The organism is Diaphorobacter ruginosibacter (genome assembly GCF_040396215.1).
GTDB classification, from domain to species: Bacteria; Pseudomonadota; Gammaproteobacteria; order Burkholderiales; family Burkholderiaceae_C; genus Diaphorobacter_A; species Diaphorobacter_A ruginosibacter_A.
Genome location: NZ_JBEBOW010000009.1, coordinates 22265 through 46555 on the forward strand (window position 1 = coordinate 22265; position 24291 = coordinate 46555).

At 63.1% G+C, this 24291-nt stretch carries 22 protein-coding genes; 8 read left to right on the forward strand and 14 right to left on the reverse strand.

All coding sequences use genetic code 11. The annotated features are described in order from the left end of the window. Positions 1-346 precede the first annotated feature (346 nt). Positions 347-805 carry an Lrp/AsnC family transcriptional regulator gene (locus ABWP92_RS02690; RefSeq protein ID WP_353233823.1) on the forward strand — a complete coding sequence of 153 codons (459 nt, stop codon included), beginning with the start codon at positions 347-349 and terminating at the stop codon, positions 803-805. 18 nt (positions 806-823) lie between these two features. Here ABWP92_RS02690 and ABWP92_RS02695 read toward each other — a convergent pair whose 3' ends face one another. From ABWP92_RS02695 to ABWP92_RS02725, 7 genes are all read right to left on the reverse strand, one after another. Continuing rightward, positions 824-2302, reverse strand: a complete 1479-nt coding sequence (locus ABWP92_RS02695; protein ID WP_353233801.1) for an amino acid permease — start codon at positions 2300-2302, stop codon at positions 824-826. A gap of 208 nt (positions 2303-2510) precedes the next feature. Continuing rightward, positions 2511-3305 carry an ABC transporter ATP-binding protein gene (locus tag ABWP92_RS02700; protein ID WP_353233802.1) on the reverse strand — a complete coding sequence of 265 codons (795 nt, stop codon included), beginning with the start codon at positions 3303-3305 and terminating at the stop codon, positions 2511-2513. A gap of 37 nt (positions 3306-3342) precedes the next feature. Further along, a complete protein-coding gene (locus ABWP92_RS02705; protein WP_353233803.1) occupies positions 3343-4230 on the reverse strand; it encodes an ABC transporter permease in 888 nt (295 codons plus the stop codon). A gap of 106 nt (positions 4231-4336) precedes the next feature. Next, positions 4337-5305 (reverse strand): ABC transporter substrate-binding protein, encoded by a 969-nt coding sequence (locus ABWP92_RS02710; protein ID WP_353233804.1) that lies wholly within the window; start codon positions 5303-5305, stop codon positions 4337-4339. Positions 5306-5580: 275 nt separating this feature from the next. After that, the gene (locus ABWP92_RS02715) at positions 5581-7287 is read right to left on the reverse strand and encodes an electron transfer flavoprotein-ubiquinone oxidoreductase (protein ID WP_353233805.1); all 1707 of its coding nucleotides are present in this window, start codon (positions 7285-7287) and stop codon (positions 5581-5583) included. 206 nt (positions 7288-7493) lie between these two features. Continuing rightward, on the reverse strand, positions 7494-8852 hold the full coding sequence (locus ABWP92_RS02720) for a sensor histidine kinase (protein ID WP_353233806.1): 1359 nt from the start codon (positions 8850-8852) through the stop codon (positions 7494-7496). Further along, positions 8852-9529 (reverse strand): response regulator, encoded by a 678-nt coding sequence (locus ABWP92_RS02725; protein ID WP_353233807.1) that lies wholly within the window; start codon positions 9527-9529, stop codon positions 8852-8854. Before ABWP92_RS02725 ends, ABWP92_RS02720 begins: the two co-directional genes overlap by 1 nt. A 155-nt stretch (positions 9530-9684) precedes the next feature. Between ABWP92_RS02725 and ABWP92_RS02730 the strand changes: the two genes are divergently transcribed. Further along, positions 9685-10398 (forward strand): phosphatase PAP2 family protein, encoded by a 714-nt coding sequence (locus tag ABWP92_RS02730; RefSeq protein WP_353233808.1) that lies wholly within the window; start codon positions 9685-9687, stop codon positions 10396-10398. Further along, complete coding sequence (locus tag ABWP92_RS02735) at positions 10395-12203, forward strand: phosphoethanolamine transferase (protein WP_353233809.1); 1809 nt, start codon at positions 10395-10397, stop codon at positions 12201-12203. Before ABWP92_RS02730 ends, ABWP92_RS02735 begins: the two co-directional genes overlap by 4 nt. On the opposite strand, the gene ABWP92_RS02740 is transcribed toward ABWP92_RS02735, so the two are convergent. Together ABWP92_RS02740 and ABWP92_RS02745 are read right to left on the reverse strand one after the other, a co-directional pair. Then, entirely contained in the window at positions 12164-12757 is a 594-nt protein-coding gene (locus tag ABWP92_RS02740) for a peroxidase-related enzyme (protein WP_353233810.1), read from the reverse strand. The two genes, ABWP92_RS02735 and ABWP92_RS02740, sit on opposite strands and share 40 nt — an antisense overlap. A 405-nt stretch (positions 12758-13162) precedes the next feature. After that, a complete protein-coding gene (locus ABWP92_RS02745) occupies positions 13163-14614 on the reverse strand; it encodes a catalase (RefSeq protein WP_353233811.1) in 1452 nt (483 codons plus the stop codon). Positions 14615-14792: 178 nt separating this feature from the next. Between ABWP92_RS02745 and ABWP92_RS02750 the strand changes: the two genes are divergently transcribed. Continuing rightward, entirely contained in the window at positions 14793-16073 is a 1281-nt protein-coding gene (locus ABWP92_RS02750; protein WP_353233812.1) for an NAD(P)/FAD-dependent oxidoreductase, read from the forward strand. Positions 16074-16102: 29 nt separating this feature from the next. On the opposite strand, the gene ABWP92_RS02755 is transcribed toward ABWP92_RS02750, so the two are convergent. Together ABWP92_RS02755 and ABWP92_RS02760 are read right to left on the reverse strand one after the other, a co-directional pair. Next, positions 16103-17638, reverse strand: a complete 1536-nt coding sequence (locus ABWP92_RS02755; protein WP_353233813.1) for a trypsin-like peptidase domain-containing protein — start codon at positions 17636-17638, stop codon at positions 16103-16105. Between the two features lie 221 nt (positions 17639-17859). Continuing rightward, positions 17860-18405, reverse strand: coding sequence for a LuxR C-terminal-related transcriptional regulator (locus tag ABWP92_RS02760; protein WP_353233814.1), 546 nt, complete (start codon positions 18403-18405; stop codon positions 17860-17862). A 93-nt stretch (positions 18406-18498) separates the two neighbouring features. Between ABWP92_RS02760 and ABWP92_RS02765 the strand changes: the two genes are divergently transcribed. Continuing rightward, on the forward strand, positions 18499-19206 hold the full coding sequence (locus ABWP92_RS02765; RefSeq protein ID WP_353233815.1) for a CoA transferase subunit A: 708 nt from the start codon (positions 18499-18501) through the stop codon (positions 19204-19206). Positions 19207-19208: 2 nt separating this feature from the next. Beyond that, positions 19209-19847, forward strand: a complete 639-nt coding sequence (locus ABWP92_RS02770) for a CoA transferase subunit B (protein WP_353233816.1) — start codon at positions 19209-19211, stop codon at positions 19845-19847. A 97-nt stretch (positions 19848-19944) separates the two neighbouring features. Here the strand turns inward: ABWP92_RS02770 and ABWP92_RS02775 are convergent, their stop codons facing one another. Both ABWP92_RS02775 and ABWP92_RS02780 read right to left on the reverse strand, forming a co-directional pair. Then, positions 19945-20262, reverse strand: a complete 318-nt coding sequence (locus ABWP92_RS02775; RefSeq protein ID WP_353233817.1) for a DUF2322 family protein — start codon at positions 20260-20262, stop codon at positions 19945-19947. 131 nt (positions 20263-20393) lie between these two features. Further along, entirely contained in the window at positions 20394-21158 is a 765-nt protein-coding gene (locus tag ABWP92_RS02780; RefSeq protein WP_353233818.1) for a hypothetical protein, read from the reverse strand. 204 nt (positions 21159-21362) lie between these two features. Between ABWP92_RS02780 and ABWP92_RS02785 the strand changes: the two genes are divergently transcribed. Both ABWP92_RS02785 and ABWP92_RS02790 read left to right on the forward strand, forming a co-directional pair. After that, positions 21363-22256: an NAD(P)-dependent oxidoreductase gene (locus ABWP92_RS02785; RefSeq protein ID WP_353233819.1), complete on the forward strand. Its 894-nt coding sequence runs from the start codon at positions 21363-21365 to the stop codon at positions 22254-22256. Positions 22257-22311: 55 nt separating this feature from the next. Beyond that, the gene (locus ABWP92_RS02790) at positions 22312-23739 is read left to right on the forward strand and encodes an aldehyde dehydrogenase family protein (protein WP_353233820.1); all 1428 of its coding nucleotides are present in this window, start codon (positions 22312-22314) and stop codon (positions 23737-23739) included. An 8-nt stretch (positions 23740-23747) separates the two neighbouring features. On the opposite strand, the gene ABWP92_RS02795 is transcribed toward ABWP92_RS02790, so the two are convergent. Continuing rightward, on the reverse strand, positions 23748-24230 hold the full coding sequence (locus tag ABWP92_RS02795; RefSeq protein ID WP_353233824.1) for an EVE domain-containing protein: 483 nt from the start codon (positions 24228-24230) through the stop codon (positions 23748-23750). Between the last annotated feature and the right edge of the window lie 61 nt (positions 24231-24291).

Genomic DNA, 24291 nt, shown 5'->3' on the forward strand with positions numbered 1-24291 from the left:
GCAGGGCCGAAGTTGTCTCCGGTAGGAGGGATGGGCGGATTTCGCCTCTGCCGTCCATTGTGTGCAAAGCGCCTGTCAGCGGAATTGGGGTTTTTATGATGTTGCGCTCTGTCCGCCGCTGTCGCCGGAAATGACGAAGCCCCGGAAGGCAGCGGTAACCGCCTCGGGGGCCTGCATGAGAGTTGCCGTCGGTAAACGGGCTCTGCTTGAAATAAACCTTGGTAAAAGCGTTTCGATGGAAGAAGTTTGCCTCCATGCGCGCCGAATAGGTTTTTGTTTTTTCTTGTTATTGATGGAGAATTGAAAAAATATTTTATTTATTTCAAATTTTCAGAAAATTATGCGAATAGACGCTATCGACCGGAAAATTCTCGCGCGCCTGCAGGCGGATTCCCGCGCGAGCCTGCAGGAGATCGGCGCGGCGGTGGGCCTGAGCGCATCGCCGTGCTGGGGGCGCATCAAAAAGCTGGAGGAGGGTGGAGTGATCGAGGGCTACACGGTGCGCCTGAATCCGCAGGCGCTGGGCCTGTCGGACACCGTTCTGGTGCAGGTCACGCTCGACAGCCACTCCGACAACACGCTGGAGAAGTTCGGCGAGGTGCTGGCCACCATCCCCGAAGTGGTCGAGGCGCACCTGGTCTCGGGTGACTATGACTATCTGCTGCGCATCGTGGTGAAGGACACGCGCGACTATGAGCGCCTGCTGCGGGAGAAGCTCTACAAGATCAGGGGCATCCGGCACAGCCGTTCCAGCTTTGTGCTCAGGACGCTGAAAAAGGCCGATCTGCCGCTGGGCGCGTCCTGAGCCCGGAAGCTGGGCGGCTCAGCGCAGGCCGCTCACGTCCATTTCCTTGTAGGAGACGAGGCGGCTGCCCTTGGCCCATTTGTAGCCGAACCAGATCGTCAGGAAGAGAGGCAGGCCGATGTAGGTGGCGATCACGCCCACCCAGTCGATCCTGTCGGCGATGAAGTTCTCGTAGTTCTGCCCCAGCGTGATGATCATGCAGAGCACGAAGGCGAATACGGGGCCGATCGGAAACGCGGGTGCGCGGTAGGGCAGACGGGCCAGGTTGTAGTTCTGCGCCTCGCAGCCTTTTCTGAAGCGATAGTGGCTCACGGCGATGCCGAGCCACGCGACGAAGCCGCACATGCCCGAGAGATTGAGCAGCCAGATGTAGACCGCGGAAGGGCTGAAGATGTTGGTGAGGAAGCACAGGGCCGCGATCAGCGTCGTGGCGATCAGCGCCATGATGGGTACGCCGCGCGCGTTCACGCGCGCAAAGAGGCGCGGCGCCATGCCCTGTCTGGCGAGCGCGTAGAGCATGCGGGTCGATGCGTACATGCCGGAGTTGCCTGCCGAGAGCACCGAGGTCAGCACCACGGCGTTCATGAGCGCCGCCGCGCCGAGCAGGCCGGCGCGCTCGAACACCAGCGTGAACGGGCTGACCGCGATATCGCCCAGGTCGTTCTTGAGCAGCTTGGGATCGGTGTAGGGGATCAGCAGGCCGATGACCAGGATGGCGAAGACGTAGAACAGCAGAATCCGCCAGAACACCTTGCGCACGGCGCGCGGCACGTTCCTGGCGGGGTCTTCCGATTCTCCGGCGGCGATGCCGATCAGCTCCGTGCCCTGGAAGGAGAATCCCACCACCATGGCCACCCCGATCAACGCGGCGAAGCCGCCCGCGAAGGGCGCGTCGCCCACGGTGAAATTCGCAAGATTGCCCCAGAGGCCGTCGGGCGAGCCGCCATGCAGAATGCCGAGAACCATCAGCAGGCCGATGCCCAGGAAGACCACCACGGTGAGCACCTTGATGGTGGCGAACCAGAATTCGGATTCGCCGAATCCGCGGGCCGAGAGCGCGTTGAGCCCGAACATCAGCGCGAGAAACAGCGCGCTCCAGAGCATGCCGTTCACGTCGGGGAACCAGTAGGCCATCACCAGTTGGGCGGCCACCAGATCGACGGCGATGGTGACGGCCCAGTTGTACCAGTAGTTCCAGCCAAGCGCGAAGCCGAAGCCTTCGTCCACGTATCTGGCGCCGTAGGTGGCGAACGAGCCCGATACCGGCAGGTGCGAGGCCATTTCGCCCAGGCTGGTCATCAGGAAATAGACCATCAGCCCGATCACCATGTAGGCCAGCAGCGCGCCGCCGGGGCCTGCCTGCGAAATGGTGGCGCCGGAGGCGACGAAGAGCCCGGTGCCGATCGAGCCGCCGATGGCGATCATCGACATGTGGCGCGCCTTCAGGGAGCGGCGCAACTGGCCGGGTTGAGTATCTGTTGGGGTGCTGGTGTTCATGAATCAAATACCAGTTTCTTGGCTGGATGTCCTATGGTTGACGGGCGGATGGCCCGTCTCAGGGGCGACGCATGATACCGCTGGGCCAGGGATCCACCATGGCGGCGGTCATGGCATGCCTTGAAAATATCGGCCCGGGTTGCGCGGGATCACCACGCAAAAGGCCGCAACGGCTCGCCGGTGCCTTGCGGGCCGCCATGAGCGCGGATCAGCTCAGCAGCAGCGCGTCGTCCGAGAGTTTTTCGCCGCGCACTTTCTCGAACATCTGCAGCAGGTCCGGCACGTCCATCCGGGCACGCTCCTCGCCGGAGACGTCCAGCACCACTTGCCCCTGGTGAAGCATCACGGTGCGCTCGCCCACATCCAGCGCCTGGCGCATGCTGTGCGTGACCATCATGGTCGTGAGCTTGTTCTCGGCGACGATGCGCGCGGTGAGCTGCAGCACGAAGTCGGCCGTGCGCGGGTCGAGCGCGGCGGTGTGCTCGTCGAGCAGCAGGATGCGCGAGGGCTGCAGCGACGCCATCAGCAGGCTCACCGCCTGGCGCTGGCCGCCCGAGAGCAGGCCGATGCGGTCGGTGAGGCGGTTTTCCAGGCCCAGGCCGAGCGTGGAGAGTTTTTCCCGATACAGGTCGCGGTGGCTCTTCTTGACGGCACCGCCCAGGCCGCGGCGCGTGCCGCGCTGATGCGCCAGCGCCATGTTCTCCTCGATGGTGAGGTCTTCGCAGGTCCCGGCCATCGGGTCCTGGAACACGCGGGCCACGCGGGTGGCGCGTGACCATACGGGTTGGCGGGTGACGTCCTCGTTGTCGATCTTGATCGTGCCGCTGTCCACGCCCAGGTCGCCCGAGATGGCGTTCAGGAAGGTGGATTTCCCCGCGCCGTTGGAGCCGATCACGGCCACGAACTGGCCTGCCGGGATGTCGAGCGACATGCCGCGCAGCGCACGGGTCTCGATGGGCGTGCCGGGATTGAATGTGATGAACAGGTCTTTTGCGCTCAGCATTTCTTCTTCGCTTTCCTTTTTCTTGTGGCCGAACGCATCAGGAGCCGCGCCTGGACAGCTTGCGCTTGAGCTGCGGTATCACCAGCGCAACGGTCACGAGCACGGCGGTGACCAGGTTCAGGTCCTGCGCCTTCAGGCCGATGAAATCGCTGTTGAGCGCGAGCGCGATGAAGAAACGGTAGACGATGGCCCCGATGACAACGGCCAGGGTGGCGTAGACCAGGCGGCGCGAGGGCAGGATGCTTTCGCCCACGATCACGGCGGCCAGGCCGATCACGATGGTGCCGATGCCCATGGAAATGTCGGAGCCGCCCTGGGTCTGGGCGAACAGCGCGCCGGCCGCCGCAACCAGGGCATTGGAGACCGCCATGCCCAGAAGCACCATGCCTCCGGTATTGATGCCCTGGGCGCGGGCCATGCGGGCGTTGGAGCCGGTGGCGCGGATGGCGAGGCCGCGCTCGGTTGCGAAGAACCAGTCCATTGCGAGCTTGGCGGCGATCACGATCACGATGAGGATCAGGGGGCGCGCCCAATAGTCCGGCAGGCCCTCGGGCTGCAGGATGGTGAAGATGGTGGCGTCATTGATCAGCGGAATGTTCGGGCCGCCCATGATGCGCAGATTGACGGAATACAGCGCGATCATCATCAGGATGGAGGCCAGCAGGTCCATGATCTTGAGGCGCACGTTGAGCCAGCCGGTGATGGCGCCGGCGAATGCGCCCGCCGCGGCCGCCGCGACGGTGGCCACGAACGGGTTGCTGCCGGAGGCGATCATGACGGCGCAGACGGCGCCGCCGAGCGGAAAGCTGCCGTCCACGGTCAGGTCCGGGAAACGAAGCAGGCGAAAGGAAATGAAGACGCCCAGCGCGACCAGGCTGAAGATCAGCCCGATTTCAAGAGCGCCCAGCAGGGAGAAAAGTGACATGGACAGTCGCTACTGAAAAAACAAAGCAGGAGCCGTGTGTGTACAGCTCCTGCATGGAATTGCCTCGGTCATGACAGGGTAAGGCCACGACCGTTGCCGGCGATGCTTATTGCACCACTTGCGCTGCGGATTTGATCAGCTCGTCGGAGAGCTTGACGCCTTGCTTCTCGGCGGCGCCCGGGTTCACGTACAGCTCGGTCTTGTTGCTGACTTCAGGCTTGATGTCGCCCGCCTTCTCGCCCTTGAGGATGCGGATGACGATCTGGCCGGTCTGCAGGCCCAGGTCCTTGTAGTTCACGCCCAGGGCGGCGATCGCGCCGCGCTTGACGGAGTCGGTGTCGGAGGCGATCAGCGGCAGCTTGGCGTCCTGCCCCACCTTTACCAGGGATTCGTAGGCGGACACGACGTTGTTGTCGGTGTTGGTGTAGATCACGTCCACCTTGCCCACGAGGCTGCGGGCCGCCGTGCCCACGTCGACAGAGCGCGGAGCGGAGGCTTCCACCAGCGTCATGCCGTGCTTGGGCAGCAGTTCCTTGAGCTGCTTGACGACCACGGCGGAATTGGCTTCGCCGGGGTTGTAGACCATGCCCACCTTCTTGGCGCCCGGCACGACCTTCTTGATCAGTTCGATCTGGGGATCAAGTGCCAGCAGGTCGGAGACTCCGGTCACATTGGTCTTGGAGGGCTCCCAGTTCTTGACGAGCTTGGCGGCGACCGGGTCGGTCACTGCGGAGAAGACCACGGGAACGTCCTTGGTGGCGGCAACCACGGCTTGCGCGGAAGGCGTGGCGATGGCGACGATGGCGTCGGGCTTGTCGCCCACGAACTTGCGGGCGATCTGCGCCGCGGTGCCGGTGTTGCCCTGCGCGCTCTGGTATTGCCACTTCAGATTCTTGCCTTCCTCGTAGCCGGCGGCCTTGAGGCTTTCCTTCACGCCGTCACGGATGGCGTCCAGAGCCGGGTGCTCGACGATGGCCGTCACGGCGACAGACTTGGTCTGCGCCACCGCAACGGAGGACAGGGATGCCATGGCCAATGCCAGTGCGCCAAGGGGGGCCCAGGTCAGGTTCTTCATTCTTCAAGATCTCCAGTCGGAAAGGTTGGGTTGTTCCTGTTTGTTTTGCAGGCTGTGGCTGATTTTTTGTTTCCGCCTCAAGGGCAGAAGTCTACAACCTGTCAGGCAGCTCCCGAGTATGCGCCGGGCAAGCCGGGCGGGAAACTGTGGATTAACCCTGTATTTGCATATCTGAAACAAGCAGCTTTGCTGCATTCCGGCGTGTCGCGTGATTCATACGAAAAAAGCACATGGGCCGCCTGGGCCGCATGTGCTTGTGTCTTGGCTGAAACGGCTTACATGCCCGAATAGTTCGGGCCGCCGCCGCCCTCGGGCGTCACCCAGACGATGTTCTGGGTGGGGTCCTTGATGTCGCAGGTCTTGCAGTGCACGCAATTTTGCGCATTGATCTGCAGGCGCTCGGCATTCCCGCCCTTGGATTCGTCCGGCACGAATTCATACACTCCGGCCGGGCAATAGCGCTGCTCCGGGCCAGCGAATTTGGCCAGGTTCACGTTGACCGGCACGCTCGCGTCCTTGAGCGTCAGGTGCGCGGGCTGGTCTTCGGAATGGTTGGTGTTGCTGATGAACACGCTGGAGAGGCGGTCGAACGTGAGCTTGCCGTCCGGCTTGGGATAGACGATGGGCTTGCATTCGGCCGCGGGCTTCAGATAGGCGTGATCGGGCTTGTCGCGGTGCAGCGTCCAGGGAATATGGCCGCGCAGCACGAACTGCTCTATGCCGTTCATGATGGTGGCCGTGGTCAGGCCCTTCTTGAACCAGGCCTTGAAGTTGCGCGACTTGTTCAGTTCCTCGTACAGCCAGCTGTTCTCGAAAGCCTCGGGGTAGGCGGACAGTTCGTCGCCCTGGCGTCCGGCGCTGATGGCTTCGAAGGCGGCTTCGGCCGCCATCTTCCCGGTCTTGATGGCGGCGTGGCTGCCCTTGATGCGGCTGACGTTCAGGAAGCCGGCGTCGCAACCGACCAGCGCGCCGCCGGGGAAAACGAACTTGGGCAGGCTCATCAGGCCGCCCGCCGCGATGGCGCGGGCGCCGTAGCCCAGGCGCTTGGCGGGTTTGATGCCCTTGGATTCGTCGCCTTCGAGATACCAGCGGATGTTGGGATGCGTCTTCCAGCGCTGCATCTCCTCGAACGGGGAGAGGTAGGGGTTGGCGTAGTCCAGGCCGGTGATGAAGCCCAGCGTGACCTTGTTGTCCTCGAGGTGGTAGAGGAAGGCGCCGCCGTAGGTATTGTTGTCCATGGGCCAGCCGGCGGTGTGGAGGACGAAGCCGGGCTGATGGCGCTTGGGATCGATCTCCCAGAGCTCCTTGATGCCGATGCCGTAGGTCTGCGGATCGCGGCCTTCGTCGAGCTGGTACCTGGCGATGAGCTGCTTGCCGAGATTGCCGCGCGCGCCTTCGGCAAAGATGGTGTACTTGCCGTGCAGTTCCATGCCCAGCTGGAATTCCGCCGTGGGCTCGCCATCCTTGCCCACGCCCATGTTGCCGGTGGCGACGCCCTTGACCGAGCCGTCTTCGTTGTAGACGATCTCGGCGGCGGCGAAGCCGGGGAAGATTTCCACGCCCAGCGCTTCGGCCTGCTCGGCCATCCAGCGCACCACGTTGCCCAGGCTGACGATGTAGTTTCCGTGGTTCTGGAAGCACGCGGGCAGCACCATGTTGGGCGTGCGGAACGAGCCCTTCTCGGACAGGAACACCATTGCGTCGTCGGTGACGGGCTGGTTGAGCGGCGCTCCTTTTTCCTTCCAGTCGGGGATCAGCTCGTTGATGGCGCGTGGATCCATGATGGCGCCGGAGAGAATGTGCGCGCCCGGCTCGGAGCCTTTTTCGAGCACGACGACCGAGAGCTCCTGTCCCTTTTCGGCGGCAAGCTGTTTGAGTCGAATCGCGGTGGCCAGGCCGCCAGGGCCCGCGCCGACGATCACTACGTCGTATTCCATGGCCTCTCGCGGGCCGTACTGGGCGAGGATTTCGTCGTTCGTCATGGGTGTCTCGTAAACGTATTGAATTGAAAAACTGTTGTCGCTTGCCGTCTGTCGCGGCTTTGCGGATCAGCAGATTGTATTCATGGGAGCGCGCATCGATGGGGCAACCTCGGGTTTTGCTGTCCCAATAGTGATTTCAGACATGACAATCGCTCCCTGCGGCCCGCCGGGAAACGGTCCGGGCTGAAGGGCTGCGCGCAAACTTCTCAATCGTGGTCGGGAAGAATCAGCTGGGCTTCGAATCCATGGCTGCTTCCCGGCAGCGGAGATGTGAGCGCGAGATCCGCTCCATGCTTTTGGGCGATGCTGGAGACGATGGACAGGCCGAGCCCATAGCCCGTGCGCTCCGCGCTTTGCCGTACGTGCCTGTGCTTGAGACGTTCGAGCCGTTCGGGCGGGACTCCCGGACCGTCGTCCCGGACCGTGATTTCGCGGCCCGGGCCGACGATGATTTCCACGCTGCCGCTGCCCGAGTAGGCCAGCGCGTTCTCGACGAGGTTACGCAGCGCTATCGCCAGCGCGTCGAAGTCGCCCTTGCTTGTGAGCGGCGCGCCATCGCCGGCTGCGGGCGAGGCCGGCCGGGTGATCAGTTCGAGGCGGTCCGCGGCCTTGTCATCGAGCCAGAATTCGCGCGCAACGGTGGTGGCGAGCTGCACCAGATCCACGCTGTCCCTGGTGAATGGCGCGCTTGATTCGGCGCGCGAGAGCTGAAGGAGCTTCTCGGTGCGATGGCTGAGGGTCTGCAGGGAGAGCAGGGCTGCTTGCACGTCTTCGCGGCTCAAGCCGTGATCGAGCGCGGTCTGCAGCCGCAGCCGCGCGGTCGTGAGCGGGGTGCGCAATTCGTGCGCGGCGTTGGCGGCCAGCGCGCGCTCCACATCCAGCGCCTGCGACAGGCGCCCGAGCATGCGGTTCACATGCTCCTGCACGGTGGCGATTTCATGCGGAGGCGAGTCCAGCTCGATGGGCTCCAGCTGGCGGCCGTCGCGTTGTGCGATCTGATCCGACAGGTCTTCGAGCACGCGCAATTCCTTGCGGGCGATGTTGCGCAGCAAAAGCGCCAGAATCGGCAGCAGCGCGATGAACGGAATGATCAGCCCGAACAGCGTGCGGTTGACGGTTTCGCTGCGTTCCTCCAGCGGGTCGGCCACTTGCAGGTAGACGCCGCGGGTGGGGTGCAACTGGGTGTAGATGCGCCATTTGCCGGTGTTCTCGAAACCCGGGACGAGCGACACGTCGAACATCCCATCATTGGCTTCGGCGGATCGGGCGAGCACCTTGGAGTCCATGCCGACGAGGCGGTAGAACACTTCGGCGTCGGCGAACGAGCCGGGCGAGGGAATGACCAATGGCCCCTGCGCGGGCGGATTCTTCGCTGCGCCATCCAGATGGTCGAGCGCGATGTCGAACATGCGGTGGGAGACTTCCACCAGTTCGTTGTCGAAGTTGTAGTTGATCTCGCGCCCCGTGTACCAGACCACGGCCAGCAGGCTCAGAAGCCATATGCCGCCGACCCACAGGATCAGCGTTCTGGCAAGCCTGCCCGCGAGCGTGTCCACGCGCGGCATCAGCGTCCGGCCTCGGGTTTGTGCAAGGCCAGCCGGTAGCCCAGGCCGCGCATGGTCTCGATATGTTCGCGGCCGAGCTTGCGGCGCAGGCGGCTGATGAACACTTCCAGCGTGTTGCTGTCCGTGCTGTCGTCGAAGCTGTAGAGAGCGTCCTGCAGGCGTTCGCGCGTGTGGTTGCGCTCGGGCCGCGTCGCCATCACGCGCAGCAAGGCCCACTCCTTGGGCGTGAGCGGAATCGGCACGCCCGCACGGCGCACCAGCTCCTGTGACAGGTCGATCTGCAGATCGCCGATCACCAGCACGGGCGTTGCCGCCGCATTGCGGCGGCGCTCCACCGCGCGAAGCCGCGCCAGCAGTTCCGCGGGGTCATACGGTTTGACGAGGTAGTCGTCGGCTCCGGCATCCAGGCCGAGGATACGGTCGCTGACCTGGTCCTTGGCGGTCAGCACGATCACGATGGGCCGGTCGGCAATCGCGCGGATCTGCGGCAGCAGGGCCAGTCCCTCGCCATCGGGCAGATGCAGGTCCAGCAGCACGGCGGCGTATTGAGTTGTCATCAGCGCCGTCTTTGCCAATGCGAGGGTGGCGACGGCATCGACCACGAAGGCCTTGGCGTGCAGATAGCCGCAAAGCGCCTCGGACAGCGCACGATCATCTTCTACGAGCAGGACACGCATGGGTAGGTATTTTGGCGTTGTTCAGGAAGTGTAGTGGAGGTTTTTCCGCGCGGGCTTCATTCAGCCAATGTTCAGGAAGCGGCAATAGCCTTCCAGCCTTCTCAACGACGTACCGCGTCCGTGCCTTCTCATCGGCCAGCGGTTTTTATTTGCCCATGTTTTCCTGGATATCGCGCCGCGTGCTTTGCTGGACGGTTGCGGCGCTCTTTCTCATCGTGCTGTGGGATGCCACGGGCCTGGATCTGCCGATTGCCCGGCTCTTTGGCACTCCCGAAGGTTTTCCCCTGCGAGGCAGCCATGCGTTCACGATGGCCTTTCATGAAATCCCGAGGACGCTCAGCAGCCTGCTGGTGGCCGCGCTGATTTTTGGAGTGTTCAAGCCCTGGGGCTTTCTGGGGCGCCTGAGCAAAAGCCAGCGCGTTCAACTGGCCGTCTCCATCGTGGGCGCCATGTTGACCGTGACGGCGCTCAAGCGCCTGAGCGCAACCAGTTGCCCGTGGGACGTGAGCGAGTTTGGCGGAGTGGCTTCATACGTATCGCACTGGACGCTGGGCGTGCGCGATGGAGGGCCTGGCCATTGCTTTCCCGCGGGCCATGCCTCGGCGGCATTCGGTTTTCTTGCGGGCTGGTTCGTCATTCGCCGGGCGGCACCCGAGATTGCCGCGCGCTGGCTGACAGCCGCGCTGGTGTTGGGGCTCGCATTGGGCTTCGCGCAGCAGCTCAGGGGGGCGCACTACATGAGCCACACCCTGTGGAGCGGCTTCATCTGCTGGTCCGTGGGTGCGGCCGTAGACCTTGCCTGCCATGCCATCCAGTTCAAGAAGCGGATGGCTCCCGTCGCTACTTCGGATCGGGAGTTGCAGCCATGAGCGCCAGACCCATGGATATCCCGCTGCCGCGGCCTTCCTCGCAATCGGGCGAGAGTTTTCATCGTTCGCGGGCGGCGCTGTCGCCGCTGCGATGGATCGATGGTTTTTTCTCGCGCTCCATGTCGGCGCAGAAAATCGTCTGCCTGCTGGCCGTCTATTTTGTCCTCGCCACCAACTGGCCGCTGTGGCTCCAGATGGCCCGTATCGGCGGCGCGCCCAGCCTCTACATGCGGTCCGCCGTGACGCTGGGAGCGCTGATCGCCTGCGGCACCACGGCCATTCTCGCGTTCACCGCATGGACGCGCGGCATGCGCCTGGTGTGGATCGCCGTGGCGCTGATCGCGGCGCTGTCGCAGTATTACATGCTGACCTACAGCGTCGTCATGGATACGGGCATGGCGGCCAACGTCATGCAGACGGATGTCCGCGAAGTGGCTGACCTTCTGGGCTGGCGGATGTTTTTCAGCGTGGCCGTCGTGTTGGCGATTCCGGTGTGGTGGCTGCTGCAGGTGCGCATTCCGGCGATGAGGCCGCTGCGCCAGGTGGCGCGCAATCTGCTGCTGCTGGCGGCTTCGCTGGCCGTGGCCGCCGTGCTCATCGCCACCACGTCCCGCGATCTGGCTCCGCTGATGCGCAGCAATCCGCAATTGCGCTACATGCTCAATCCGGTCGCCAGCCTGTACTCGGCCAGCGTTTCGATCGTCAGGCCATGGGTGACACGCAAGAAAAGACTGATTCCGATGACGGCCGGCGCCGCTCTGGGCGCCACGCATGCGGCCGGCAGCAAGCCGCTGCTGTTCGTGCTGGTGGTCGGCGAGACGGGAAGAGCGGATCACTTTGCCCTCAATGGCTACGATCGCGACACCAATCCGCAACTGGCGGCGCGCGGCGTGTTCAACTGGACGAGCGTGCGCTCGTGCGGCACCAGCACGCTGGCCTCCGTTCCGTGCATGTTCTCGCCGCTGGGAAAGAAGGATTTCGAGTCACGGGCGGACGACTATGAAACCCTGCTCGACGTGGTCCAGGCGGCGGGCATGAACGTGCTGTGGATCGACAACCAGTCCGGCTGCAAGGGCGTGTGCGACCGCGTTCCGCATGTCTACGCTTCCGAGGGGCTGAGCGCCGAGCAGAAAAGAAAGCTCTGCGACGCGGACGGTGAATGCAGGGACATGGCGATGCTGGAAAACCTTCAGCAGAGGCTCGATGCCATCCCCGCCGATAAACGCGGCAGGGGCGTGTTGCTGGTGCTGCACCAGATGGGCAGTCATGGGCCCGCATATTCCAAGCGGTCCTCGGCGTCCTCCAAGCTGTTCAAGCCCGAGTGCACGACGGAAGTCCTGGCCGACTGCAGTCATTCCGAACTGATGAACGCGTATGACAACTCGATCGTGGAAACCGACCGCTTTCTTGCCGCGGCCATCGATTGGCTGCAGGCCAGGTCGTCGGCGTACGACACGGGCATGCTCTACCTGAGCGACCATGGAGAATCGCTGGGCGAGTATGGGCAGTTTCTGCACGGCTTGCCGTACTCCGTCGCGCCCGACGTGCAGAAACACGTGCCGATGATTGCGTGGCTCTCTCCGCAACTGGTGCGCCGCGACCGGGTGTCGCCGGGGTGCCTGAAGGGGCGGTCCGGCACGGCCTACACGCACGATAACCTCTATCACTCCATGCTCGGGGTGCTGGACGTGAAATCGCCCAGCTACCACCCGGACCTGGACATCTGGGCCGGGTGTTCGGGCCTGAGCGTTGCCAAGGCCGAGGATCAGGCTTTCTTGTCGCGAGGCACGCGCCCCATCAGGTAGAACTCCTGATTGGGGGGCATGTTCGCAAAGCTGGCAATGCGGTTGGACAGGCCGAAGAAGGCCGTGATGGCGGCGATGTCCCAGATGTCCTCATCATCGAAGCCGTGGGCATGCAGGGCTTCGAAGTCCGAGTCTTCGGTCTCGTTCGCGCGCTGGCAAATCTTCATGGCGAAATCGAGCATGGCGCGCTGGCGCGGGGTGATGTCGGCCTTGCGGTAGTTCACCGCCACCTGGTCGGCCACCATGGGTTTCTTCTCGTAGATGCGCAGCAAGGCGCCGTGCGCGACCACGCAATACAGGCACTGGTTGGCGGCGCTCGTGGTGGTGACGATCATTTCACGATCGCCCTTGGTCAGATGGCTGCTGCGGCCCACGCTCTCCGGGTCCATGAGCGCATCGTGATACGCGAAGAACGCGCGCCACTCCGCGGGTCGGCGGGCGAGGGCGAGAAACACGTTGGGCACGAAGCCGGCTTTTTCCTGTACTTCGAGGATCTTGGCCTTGAGGTCGTCGGGCAGTGTGTTCAGATCGGCAAAGGGATAGCGGGCTGCCATGTTGTCTGTCTCCATGAGTGGCGGTTGGTGATCCGGCAAGCATAACCCGGAGCCGGCTCGTGGAGGTTGCAATGCCTGCCGTGAGCGTCGCGCAAGCAGCCACAACCAGGGGCATCCGTCGGCATTCAGGATGAGACACCGACAACAAAAAAAGCCCCCACGCTTCCCCGCTACGCGTGGTCCGCTGCCCCCCGAGGGGGTGCTTCTTGTCTTGGGGCGGCCCGGCGACAAAAAAGCGCCCCCACGCTTCCCCGCTACGCGTGGTCCGCTGCCCCCGAGGGGGTGCTTTTTGTCTTGGGGCGGCCCGGCAACAAAAAAGCGCCCGGGCACTGGTGCTCCGGGCGCTGAAGTCTTAGTTGCGTTCAACCGATTCTTGTTTTTTCCACTGGCTTTTCAATCAGGTTCTTACAGCTTGCCCGCCTTCTGGCGAGCAATTGCATCAGCCACGCCCTTGCCGTAGGCGGGATCGGCCTTGGTGCAATGCTCGATGTGGCGCTGCACGATGTGCTCTGAAACTCCGGCGATGTTGCGCGCGGTGTTCTCGAACAGCAGTTGCTGCTTTTCCGGGGTCAGCAAGCGGAACAGGTCGCCCGGCTGGGTGAAGTAGTCGCTGTCGTCTTCGCGGTAATTCCAGCGTGCGGAATCGCCGTAGAGCTTTTCGACCGGCTCGGCGTACTCCGGCTGTTCCTGCCATTCGCCCTTGGTGTTGGGTTCATAGGCAATGGCATCGCCATAGTTGCCGTCCACGCGCATGGCACCGTCGCGGTGGTATGCATGGAAAGGACACTTGGGCGCGTTCACCGGAATCTGGTAATTGTTGACGCCCAGGCGATAGCGGGCCGCATCAGCGTAGGCGAACAGGCGCGACTGCAACATGCGGTCGGGCGAGGGGCCGATGCCCGGCACCAGGTTGCTTGGCGCGAAAGAGGCCTGTTCCACGTCCGCGTGATAGTTGCGCGGGTTGCGGTTCAATTCCATGATGCCGACTTCGATGAGCGGGAAGTCTTTCTTGCTCCAGACCTTGGTGAGGTCGAACGGGTGGAAGCGGTAGGTCTGTGCCTGTTCCTCCGTCATGATCTGCACGCAGAGCTTCCATTGGGGGAAGTCGCCGCGATCGATGGATTCGAGCAGGTCGCGCTGGCTGCTTTCGCGGTCCTTTGCAACGACGGCCGAGGCTTCCTGATCGCTCAGGTTCTCGATGCCCTGCATGCAGCGGAAGTGGAACTTCACGTAGTGGCGCACGCCGTCCTTGTTGATGAAGCTGTAGGTATGCGAGCCAAAGCCGTGCATGTGGCGGTAGTCGCGGGGAATGCCGCGATCGCTCATGACGATGGTGATCTGGTGAAGCGCTTCGGGCAGGCCGGTCCAGAAGTCCCAGTTGTTTTCCGCGGAGCGCATGTTGGTGTAGGGATCGCGCTTGACCGCCTTGTTCAGGTCGGGGAACTTGAGCGGATCGCGGAAGAAGAACACCGGCGTGTTGTTGCCCACGAGATCCCAGTTGCCTTCTTCCGTATAGAACTTCACGGCAAAGCCGCGGATGTCGCGTTCCGCGTCGGCCGCGCCGCGCTCGCCCGCCACGGTGGAAAAACGTGCGAAGAGTTCGGTCTTCTTGCCTACTTCGGAGAAGATCTTGGCGCGGGTGTACTTGGTGATGTCGCCGGTGACGGTGAAGGTGCCGAACGCACCGGAGCCCTTGGCGTGCATGCGGCGCTCGGGAATCACTTCGCGGTTGAAGTGGGCGAGCTTCTCCAGGTGCCACAGATCCTGCAACAGCATCGGGCCGCGTGGGCCGGCAGTCATCGAGTCCTGATTGTTGGGAACGGGCGCGCCGCCTACCGTGGTGAGACGTTTTGTCATTTGAACTCCTACGTGGTTAATGTGTTGCTGCTATCGAAATCGGTTGTTGGTCGTTATTGTCCGAATGGAAATGAATCAGGGCCAATTGAATATCCAAAAATCAGCTATAGGAATTGCCTCATTCATTTTGATGCGAGTTAAGCTGCATCCAGCGTAACTCAAAAGTCAGGCGGTTCCCATGCATTTCGATGTCGTGATCGTTGGCGGAGGCGCTGGAGGGCTGGAGCTTGCGGCCCAGCTGGGGCGCCACCTGGGCAGGAGTCTCGGTGGTGAGAAGGTGCTTCTCATTGATCGTTTTCCCTACCACATCTGGAAGCCTACCCTGCATGAAGTAGCCGCGGGAACTCTCGATGCGCATCAAGAGGGTTTGTCCTACACGGTTCTCGCAAGAAGAAATCACTTCAGCTTCTCCATCGGCGAAATGTGCGCGCTCGACGCGCAGCGAAAAACCATCACGCTGGAGTCCATGAAAGACGCGCAAGGCAATGAGCTGGTTCCACAGCGCATGGTGAGCTACAAGCATCTGGTGCTTGCCACGGGCAGCGGCTCCAACTCCTTTGGCACTCCGGGCATCGAGCATGCCTATCTGCTCGAAAACGCGGTGGATGCGCAGCACTTTCACACCGACTGGCTGAGCGCCGCGGTGCGTGCTTCGTTTTCCAGCGAGCGCTCGCTGTCGGTTGCGATCGTGGGCGCGGGAGCCACGGGCGTGGAGCTGTCGGCTGAGTTGCTGGAGGCGCATGCCGAGCTGATGCAAAGCCTGGGCAGCAGCCAGCGCTTCCGCCTGGATATCACCCTGGTGGAAGGCGGTGAGCGTATTCTGGGCGGCCTGCCGCAGCGCATATCGGAACAGGCGACGCTCGCGCTCAGGCGAAAGGGCGTGAAGGTGCTGCTGAGCACGCGGGTGCTGGAGCTGCGCAAGGGCGAGCTGGTCACGTCGGGTGGAGAGATTCAAGCCGACCTGATTGTCTGGGCCGCCGGCATCAAGGCTGCGGATTCCAATGCGAGGCTGGGACTGGAGGTCAACCGTATTCATCAATTCGTCGTGGATGATCATCTGCGGGCCTCGGTGGCCGATATCTATGCGATGGGCGATTGCGCGGCCTGCCCTTGGGAGGAGGGCCGGCAGGTGCCAGCCCGGGCCCAGGCCGCACACCAGCAGGCAAGCTATCTGAGCAGGGTGCTCCTGGCCTTGCTCAAGGAGCGAGAAAGCGACGAGCCTTTCGTCTACAAGGACTTTGGCTCGCTGGTTTCTCTTGGCGACAACAAAGGTGTTGGCAACCTGATGGGCGGCCTGGCGGGAAAGAACTTCTTCGTCGAGGGCTTGATCGCCAAATGGATGTACATGTCGCTGCATCTCATGCACCACCGCGCCATTCTTGGCTCGGGAAAAACCGGGCTGCTGGCGCTGGCCCGGCTGCTGCAGCAGCGGGTTTCGGGCCGCATGAAGCTGCATTGAAGCGCGGCAGCCGCGCCTTGCGCGCATTTTTATGAATTCGATGGCGCGAGCCAGGCCTTGATGGCCGGATAGACGAGATCGAATCGCGTGTAGATGTCTTCACCGCCGCCATGGCAGGATGAACTGCCGCCCGAGAGCGCGCCGATGAATCGATTGTTGTAGAACAGCGGAGAGCCGCTGCTTCCCCATTCGGTGGCGCCCTGGTCCCATGCGATGCGGTACATATTGCCCGACGGTGTGGCGGACGTGCCGCAGTAAATGGAGCCGCTGAGGGCATAGCATTCCGTGGTGCCCGTGATTTTGCCGAAACTGATTTTCTGCAGATCCCCCATGGGGTGATGAACGCCCACGACCGGCATGTTTGCCGCCATGGCGGCTGCGCTCCAGCCCGCGAAGGTGGCGCCGACCGGTGGAGTGTCATTGAGCTGGACCAGAGTGAAATCCCGGCTGCTCGTCGAATAGAGCAGTTTTGCGCCGCTGGCCGTTCTGGTTCTGGTCTTGTAGGTTTTTGCATTGCAGCCCGTGCTCGTGAAAAACCAGGAGCTTTCCATCGTCGAGGCGGCGGTTTGCCGGGATATGCAATGGCTGGCCGTGGCGACGTAAGGCGTCCGGTCCAGGCGCGCATTGTTTAATAACGTGGCGGTGCACTGATAATAATATCCTCCGTCATAATAATTGATCAGCACGACGGAGTTTCTGGTGGTGGCGTAGTCAGGGTAGCAGCTGGAGTCCAGATGGCAGGAGGCGGATTCTCCGACGGAGCGCGTCGATAATGCGCCAGATGCATTAACTCTCGTATAACCCGAGGCGGGGTTTTCATATACGTGAATGATTTCTGGTACCGATACTTTCAGTTGATCTGGTGATGTGCCGGAAGGCAATTCGATTTCGAGTGTGACAGCGTCGCCGGAAATGCTGGGCGTCCACCAGGTGCGCGCCTCGTTGGAGACATCTCCAGCCTCCTGGTTGAGAGCAATGATTTCCTTGATTCGGCTGCCGCTGGTCTGCATGGCGTCGGCCCTGCTGGCGGATGGATAGGTTCTCAGGAGGGCGCCCGCGGGCATGTCATCGACCAACAGGCCGATACGCATTTCAAAAGCGCCATTGGACTGGAACTGGATAGTCGCTATTCGGCTGCCGTTGCTTGCGGATTTCCAGCGGAGCCGCTGATTCAGTTGTGCTGCGGAGGCGGTGATGGCGCTTGCTCGCGCCACGCCGACGCGTGCCGCCCCGTGGCTGTCAGCGGCTGCCTGGCTTCGGGTTTGGACCAGCTCACCGAGATCGATGATGGCGGTGTCTGTCTCACCCGGATCGGAAATGGCGGGAAGCTCCGGCGCGGTTTCATCAGCACCTTCATCGGGCTGCTCGATGGAGCCCAGATCCTGCGGATCGGGCTTTGGAGCCGCATCCCCGTCGGCCACCACGGTGGTCGATTCGGAATCCGGCGCAGCATTCGACTGCGCCGGGTCGCTGCCGCCCGATCCGCCGCATCCGCCCAAGGCAAGCGCGACTGCAATTGCCAATAGGGATTGGGTATGTCTGGAGAAAATTGATGGAATATTCATGCGTCATCCTGTGAGTGGTCTGGCTCGATGCCACTGTGAGGCATTTGTCGGGCGAGCCGTCAAAGTTAGCAAGGATGAACGAATAAGGTTTGCAGAAAATCAATGTTGGCTTTTGATTTTCAGTATTTCCATCGGGATCAAATGGAGAAGAATGGATGGATTTGTTATCCGCTGAATGAAAATATTTAGCAATATGTGAATATTGCGATTTGCTGCCTTGTTCAGCCGACCAGTAGTTTCTGAACCAGGTCTGCGGCGGTGGATGCGCCATATTTGCGCATCAGGCGGGCGCGGTAGATCTCCACCGTCCGGTGGCTGATGTCCAGCGCCCGGCCGATTTCCTTGGAGGTCATGCCGTCGAGCAGCCTGGCAGCCACTTCGCGTTCGCGGCCGGTGAGTTCGGCCTTGACGGGGCGCTGCTCGCTCAGGTCCTCGAAGCTCCAGATGCCCGAGGCATGGGGGTCGTTGCGGTTGAGCGCGCGGCCCGAGACGTGGCACCAGAAGACCTCGCCGCTCGCCCGTTTCATGATCCGGTTGTCGGCGTAGTGGCTGCGGGCGTTGAGGATCGGCTCCATGCGCTTGCCCAGGCGTTCGTACTCATCGACGCTGGGATAGAGGATGCTGAATGATTGCCCGATCAGCAGTTCGCGCGATGCGCCAAACATTTCGCAGACATGGCGGTTGCAGTCGATCATGATGCGGTTGCGGGAGATCACCAGGCCCACCGGGGCCATCTCGAAGGCGAGGCGGTAATCTGCGATATCCATGGCGTGCGGGTATTTCTATTTACGAAAAACTACTTAATTCGGTACGTAGTATCGTAGCGCATTCTCGTTGCATTCTTTGAACAGGAGACAGAAGTGAACAAACTCTATCCCTCCGCGGCCGATGCGCTCAAGGGCGTTGTGGCGGACGGCCAGTTGCTGGCCGTGGGCGGTTTCGGCCTGTGCGGCATCCCTGAGGCGCTGATCGAGGCGCTGAAGGATTCCGGCGTCAAGGACCTGACGGTCATCTCCAACAATGCGGGCGTTGACGGATTCGGCCTCGGCAAGCTGCTGGAGACCCGCCAGATCAAGAAGATGATCGCCAGCTACGTGGGCGAGAACAAGGAGTTCGAGCGCCAGTATCTGGCCGGCGAACTGGAGCTCGAGTTCACCCCTCAGGGTACCCTGGCGGAGAAGCTGCGCGCGGGCGGCGCGGGCATCCCGGCGTTCTTCACCAAGACCGGCGTGGGCACCATGGTGGCCGAGGGCAAGGAGCTGCGCGAGTTCGATGGCGAAACCTATGTGATGGAGCGTTCGCTGGTTCCGAGCGTGTCGCTGGTGAAGGCATGGCGGGCGGACAAATCCGGCAACCTGCAGTTCCGCCTGACGGCGCGCAACTTCAACCCCGCCGTGGCCACGGCCGGCAAGATCTGCGTGGTGGAGGTGGAAGAAGTGGTCGAGACCGGCGCGATCGAGCCTGACCAGATCCACCTGCCGGGCATCTACGTGCACCGCATCGTGCACAACCCTCATCCCGAAAAGCGCATCGAAAAGCGCACCATCACCGAAAAGCAAGGAGCCTGATCATGGCGTGGACGCAAGACCAGATGGCCGCGCGCGCGGCGCAAGAACTGCAGGACGGCTTTTACGTCAATCTCGGCATCGGCATTCCGACGCTGGTCGCCAATCACACGGGCGACAAGGAAGTGTGGCTGCAATCGGAAAACGGCATGCTCGGCATCGGCGCATTTCCCACCGAGGACAAGGTGGACGCCGATCTGATCAACGCCGGCAAGCAGACCGTGACGACGATCCCCGGCTCGTCGATCTTCGGCAGCGACCAGTCGTTCGCCATGATCCGTGGCGGCAAGATCAACCTGTCCATCCTGGGCGCCATGCAGGTCAGCGAGCACGGTGACCTGGCCAACTGGATGATCCCGGGGAAGATGGTCAAGGGCATGGGCGGAGCCATGGACCTGGTGGCCGGCGTCAAGCGCGTGATCGTGCTGATGGAGCATGTCGCCAAAAAGAAGGACGGCACCACCGACATGAAGATCCTGCCCAAGTGCACGCTGCCGCTGACCGGTGTGGGCGTGGTGGATCGCATCATCACGGATCTGGGAGTGATGGATGTGACGCCCGAAGGGCTCAAGCTGGTCGAGCTGGCTCCTGGCGTCACCTTCGAGGAAATCCAGTCCAAGACCGGAGTGCCGCTCAAGCGTTGAGTTGAGCGCTCGGGCATGCACCGACATGAAAGCCGGATGCTGGCCATCCGGCTTTTTTGCTTTCATGGTCAGTCCGCTGTCTGGACTGCCCGCCCGATCAGGATTGCGGCTCGATGCGCACGGCCAGCCGCTTGCCGCTGGCGATCAGCTCGAACAGGCGGTCGATATTGGGGTGCTTGCCCGGATGCTCGCGCGCATCCTGGGTGTGTTCGGCAAACAGATCCAGTCCCTCCCGGGCCGCGGCGGCGTCGATGGAGCCGTGCCTGGCCGCAAGAGCCGCGTAAACGGTCAGCGAGCCGGCCTTGCCGGGCTGGTTGGGGATGGAGGCCACCTCGTTGCCTGATTTGTCCAGCAGGTGAAGCGCGGCGATGTGGGCAATGGAAGGGAGTTCACGCAGGTTGTCTGCAAAAGCCATGAGTGGATGGTTTCCTGAAATATGAATGGGTGCAACGGCCGGGATTCTAGATGCTGCCACGCCGTATTGCCCGAAACCCGCTGGAGTGTGGCGCGAATCCGGCGCACGGTTGTGCCAGAGCGCGCAGGCTTTCAAGGCACTCGCGTTTCATCCGGGCCGAGTGGATCGCCGCCGCTTGCGAGGCCATGCGCGCCGGCGCCCATGCCCATCCCCATTCCGAGAGCGCCCATTCCGCCTCCGCCTCCGCCCTGGCCGCCGCCACCACCGCCACGCCCACCTGCGCCGCCACCGGATTCATTGCCAGCGGAACCTCCCCCGCCAGCCTTGCGGCTCGCACCACCGGATGACGCGGGGCGCAGGGGACCCTGGTCGGGAATGCGGACGTCGGCGGGGATGCTCTCCAGGTCGAGCGCTGCGCGGACGTAGGTGCGCAGGGAGATGACCAGATCCCTGGTATGGATGCTGCGCCCGGCTGCCATGTCCTGCGCGGCTTGCGCGGCGAGCCGCACCTGCTCTTCGGTGCCAAGCAGAATGATGTCGGAGAGCGCCGCTTCCACCGCATCGCGCATGCGCCGTTGGCGCTCGCTGCTGGTGATGGCCGAATCGGGCTCGGCGGACTCATCGGCCTCGCTGCCGGTTGCCTGCTGTCCGCGCAGGTCACGCATGTGGGTGGGGCTGACCTGCAGTTGCCCGGTAAAGGAGCCTCCCAGCGTCTTGTATGCCGCCATCAGTGTTTTCAGCCGCTCGTTGATCTGGCGATTCTGGCGCTCGCGGCGCTTTTGCATCGTTTGCATGAACAGCAGCCGCACGCCCATCATCAGGCAGGTCACGACCAGCAGGCCGGCGATGGTCGAGACAATGGACTGCCAGGAGCTGAAATCGATCATGGAGCGCATGGGTTGTCTGCTGTGTCCGTGGAGTGGAGGAGAAGGCGGGATGCGAGCGATTGTGTCCCGGCGGGACGCACCGGTGCGTAAGCGCTCTTCGGTTTTTCGGCCCGATGGGGCTGTATTATGGTTCGCTCAATGCGCAATGACTGAATGACGGGCGGGACGTATGCCCGCGCAGACATGTTTCATGACTCAAGAAAGCTTTGCACTATGAATCTCCGTAGCGTTGGCCTGGTGGGCGTGGGTTTGATGGGGCATGGCATTGCCCTGAATGTGGCGCGCAAGGGGTATGCGCTGACGGTGCTCGAGCATCCGGGCAATCAGCCGCTGGATCCGCTGAAGGCGTTGGGCGTGAAGTCCTGTGCGTCGTTGCACGAACTGGCGGCGGGCGTGGACGCGCTCATTCTGTGCGTGACCGGCTCGCCCCAGGTCGAGGCTATCTTGCTGGGCGGGCAGGGGGCGCTGGCGGCGCTCAGGCCGGGCTCGGTCATCATCGACTGCTCCACGGCGCTGCCCGAATCGACCGAACGCATGGCCGAGGCCGCAAAGGCGGCGGGTGTCCGTTTCATCGACGCTCCCATGACGCGCACGCCCCGGGAAGCAGCCGAGGGGCGGCTCAACCTGCTCGTGGGCGGTGACAGGGACGTGTTCGATGAATGCCTGCCGCTCTTGCGCGCATTTGCGGAGAACGTCACGCATACCGGAGCGGTGGGCACGGGCCATCGCATGAAGCTGCTGCACAACTATGTCTCCCTCGGCACGGTGGCGCTGATTTCCGAAGCGGCGGCCTGCGCGGCGGCGGGCGAAATCTCGCCGCAGGTGTTCGTCGATGTTCTGGCCAGCGGCGGCGGTGGCGGCGTGGCGCTGGAGCGGCTGCGCCCCTACATGATCGACGGCGACCCGCAGGGACTGCGCTTTTTCATGGGCAACGCGCTCAAGGACATGGCGTACTACGTATCGATGGCGGGACAGTCCGGGGCGGCATTGCAGATTGCCGATGCGGTCCACGGCGCCTACGCATTCGCCGTGGAGCACGAGGGCGCGCAGGCGCTGGTTCCGCAACTGGTCACCTCGTTGCGCAACCGCCGGAATGAACCGCATTGATTGACCGGGCGGGGCGCCGCCAGCGGACGAATACAACATCAAGGAGATCAAACACATGCGCCAGCATTTCATTCACAACCAATGGGTGGGCTCGGGCGAGGCCATCGACGTGGTGGACCCGTCTACCGGCGAGGTCTATGACGCCATCCTGCGGGGCAGGCGGGAGGATGTGGATGCCGCCGTGCGTTCCGCGCGGCAGGCATTCGAGGGCGAGTTCGGCCTTCTGACGGCGGCGGAGCGCGGCCGCCTGCTGCTCAGGCTTTCGGACAAATTGCAGGAACATGCCGAAGAGCTGGCACAGATCGAGGCGCGCGACTGCGGCAAGCCGCTCAGGCAGGCGCGCGCGGACGCCGCCGCCATCGCCCGGTATTTCGAGTTCTACGGCGGCGCGGCGGACAAGCTGCTGGGCACCACCATCCCCTACCAGAATGGCTACACCGTGCTTTGCGTGCGCGAGCCCTACGGCGTGGCGGCAGCCATCGTGCCGTGGAACTATCCCATGCAGATCTTCGGGCGCAGCGTCGGCGGCGCGCTCGCCGCCGGCAATGCCGTCGTGGTCAAGCCCGCGGAAGACGCCTGCCTGTCCTTGCTGCGGGTGGCCGAGCTGGCGCGCGACGTGGGGTTTCCGGCGGGCTCGCTCAATATCGTGACCGGCTACGGCCATGAGGCGGGCGCCGATCTGGTCGCGCATCCCGGCATCGATCACGTGTCCTTCACCGGATCGCCGAATGTCGGCAAACTGGTCGTGAAGGCGGCTATCGACAACCACACGCCGGTCACGACCGAGCTTGGCGGCAAATCGCCGCAGATCGTGTTCGAGGACGCCGATCTCGATGCCATGCTGCCGGTCGTCGTCAACGCCATCGTGCAGAATGCGGGGCAGACCTGCTCGGCGGGCAGCCGCCTGTTGGTACAGCGCGGCATCTACGAGACGGTGATTGCGCTGCTCAGCGAGCGTTTTGGACAGCTCAGGGTGGGATCGTCCCAAATGGACCTGGACTGCGGCCCCCTGATCCGCAAAAGCCAGATGGAGAGGGTTCGGTCGTTTCTGGACGAGGCGGCCAGGGACGGCCTGCCGATCGCCGCGCAGGGGCAACTGGCGCAGGGCGCGCCCGCGGGCGGCTTTTTCCAGGTGCCGACCCTGGTGCGCGACGTGCCGGTCACCCACCGGCTCGCACAGGAGGAGGTGTTCGGCCCGGTGATCGCGGCCATGGCCTTCGATACCGAAGAGGAGGCCATCGCTCTGGCCAACGGCACGGCCTTCGGCCTGGTGGCGAGTGTCTGGACGCGTGACGGCGCTCGCCAGATGCGCGTTGCCCGCAAGGTCAAGGCCGGCCAGGTCTTCATCAACAACTATGGCGCGGGCGGCGGCATCGAGCTGCCATTTGGCGGCTACAAGGCCAGCGGCCATGGGCGCGAGAAGGGCTTCGAGGCGCTTTACGGATTCACGCAGCTCAAGACAATAGCCATGCGCCACGATTGACGGCGGCGTTATGCGAGCAGTCGGAGTATGAGCTCCCAATCGGCCTCGTTAACTTCGGTGATGGACAGGCGGTTGCTGCGTTGCAGGACTTTCAGGTGGGCGAGTTCGGGGTGCGCTCGCAGTTCGGCAAGGCCGAGCAGGCGCGTCTTGCGCAGCGCCTTCACATCGCGCAAAAGCCAGCGCGGCTTGCCGTGGCTGGCCTTGGGGTCGAAGTAGGGTGAATCGGGGTCGAACTGCGTCGGATCGGGCCGCGCGGCCGAAGCGATTTCCGCGATGCCGGCGATGCCCGGCTGCGGGCAGCTCGAGTGATAGAACAACACGCCGTCGCCGGCTTGCATTTCATCGCGCATGAAGTTGCGCGCCTGGTAGTTGCGCACGCCCGTCCATGGCACGGTGGCGTGCTTTGCGGCCAGGGCGTCATCGATGGAGCATTCGCCGGGCTCGGACTTCATCAGCCAGTAACGCCTGGGCCTTGTCGTCGGCGGTGTCATGGTGTTCATGGCGCAATTGTCTCCAGAATGAGCGCGCGCGGGTAAAAAAGGCCCCCACGCT

Bases quoted from the DNA above. Each gene is read 5' to 3' on its own strand.
- ABWP92_RS02700 (WP_353233802.1), bottom strand. From the start codon at position 3,305: ATGCTGAGCGCAAAAGACCTGTTCATCACATTCAATCCCGGCACGCCC.
- ABWP92_RS02785 (WP_353233819.1), top strand. From the start codon at position 21,363: ATGAATCTCCGTAGCGTTGGCCTGGTGGGCGTGGGTTTGATGGGGCAT.
- ABWP92_RS02695 (WP_353233801.1), bottom strand. From the start codon at position 2,302: ATGAACACCAGCACCCCAACAGATACTCAACCCGGCCAGTTGCGCCGC.
- ABWP92_RS02715 (WP_353233805.1), bottom strand. From the start codon at position 7,287: ATGACGAACGACGAAATCCTCGCCCAGTACGGCCCGCGAGAGGCCATG.
- ABWP92_RS02730 (WP_353233808.1), top strand. From the start codon at position 9,685: ATGTTTTCCTGGATATCGCGCCGCGTGCTTTGCTGGACGGTTGCGGCG.
- ABWP92_RS02725 (WP_353233807.1), bottom strand. From the start codon at position 9,529: ATGCGTGTCCTGCTCGTAGAAGATGATCGTGCGCTGTCCGAGGCGCTT.
- ABWP92_RS02705 (WP_353233803.1), bottom strand. From the start codon at position 4,230: ATGTCACTTTTCTCCCTGCTGGGCGCTCTTGAAATCGGGCTGATCTTC.
- ABWP92_RS02780 (WP_353233818.1), bottom strand. From the start codon at position 21,158: ATGCGCTCCATGATCGATTTCAGCTCCTGGCAGTCCATTGTCTCGACC.
- ABWP92_RS02720 (WP_353233806.1), bottom strand. From the start codon at position 8,852: ATGCCGCGCGTGGACACGCTCGCGGGCAGGCTTGCCAGAACGCTGATC.
- ABWP92_RS02770 (WP_353233816.1), top strand. From the start codon at position 19,209: ATGGCGTGGACGCAAGACCAGATGGCCGCGCGCGCGGCGCAAGAACTG.
- ABWP92_RS02735 (WP_353233809.1), top strand. From the start codon at position 10,395: ATGAGCGCCAGACCCATGGATATCCCGCTGCCGCGGCCTTCCTCGCAA.
- ABWP92_RS02740 (WP_353233810.1), bottom strand. From the start codon at position 12,757: ATGGCAGCCCGCTATCCCTTTGCCGATCTGAACACACTGCCCGACGAC.
- ABWP92_RS02750 (WP_353233812.1), top strand. From the start codon at position 14,793: ATGCATTTCGATGTCGTGATCGTTGGCGGAGGCGCTGGAGGGCTGGAG.
- ABWP92_RS02795 (WP_353233824.1), bottom strand. From the start codon at position 24,230: ATGACACCGCCGACGACAAGGCCCAGGCGTTACTGGCTGATGAAGTCC.
- ABWP92_RS02775 (WP_353233817.1), bottom strand. From the start codon at position 20,262: ATGGCTTTTGCAGACAACCTGCGTGAACTCCCTTCCATTGCCCACATC.
- ABWP92_RS02755 (WP_353233813.1), bottom strand. From the start codon at position 17,638: ATGAATATTCCATCAATTTTCTCCAGACATACCCAATCCCTATTGGCA.
- ABWP92_RS02745 (WP_353233811.1), bottom strand. From the start codon at position 14,614: ATGACAAAACGTCTCACCACGGTAGGCGGCGCGCCCGTTCCCAACAAT.
- ABWP92_RS02790 (WP_353233820.1), top strand. From the start codon at position 22,312: ATGCGCCAGCATTTCATTCACAACCAATGGGTGGGCTCGGGCGAGGCC.
- ABWP92_RS02710 (WP_353233804.1), bottom strand. From the start codon at position 5,305: ATGAAGAACCTGACCTGGGCCCCCCTTGGCGCACTGGCATTGGCCATG.
- ABWP92_RS02760 (WP_353233814.1), bottom strand. From the start codon at position 18,405: ATGGATATCGCAGATTACCGCCTCGCCTTCGAGATGGCCCCGGTGGGC.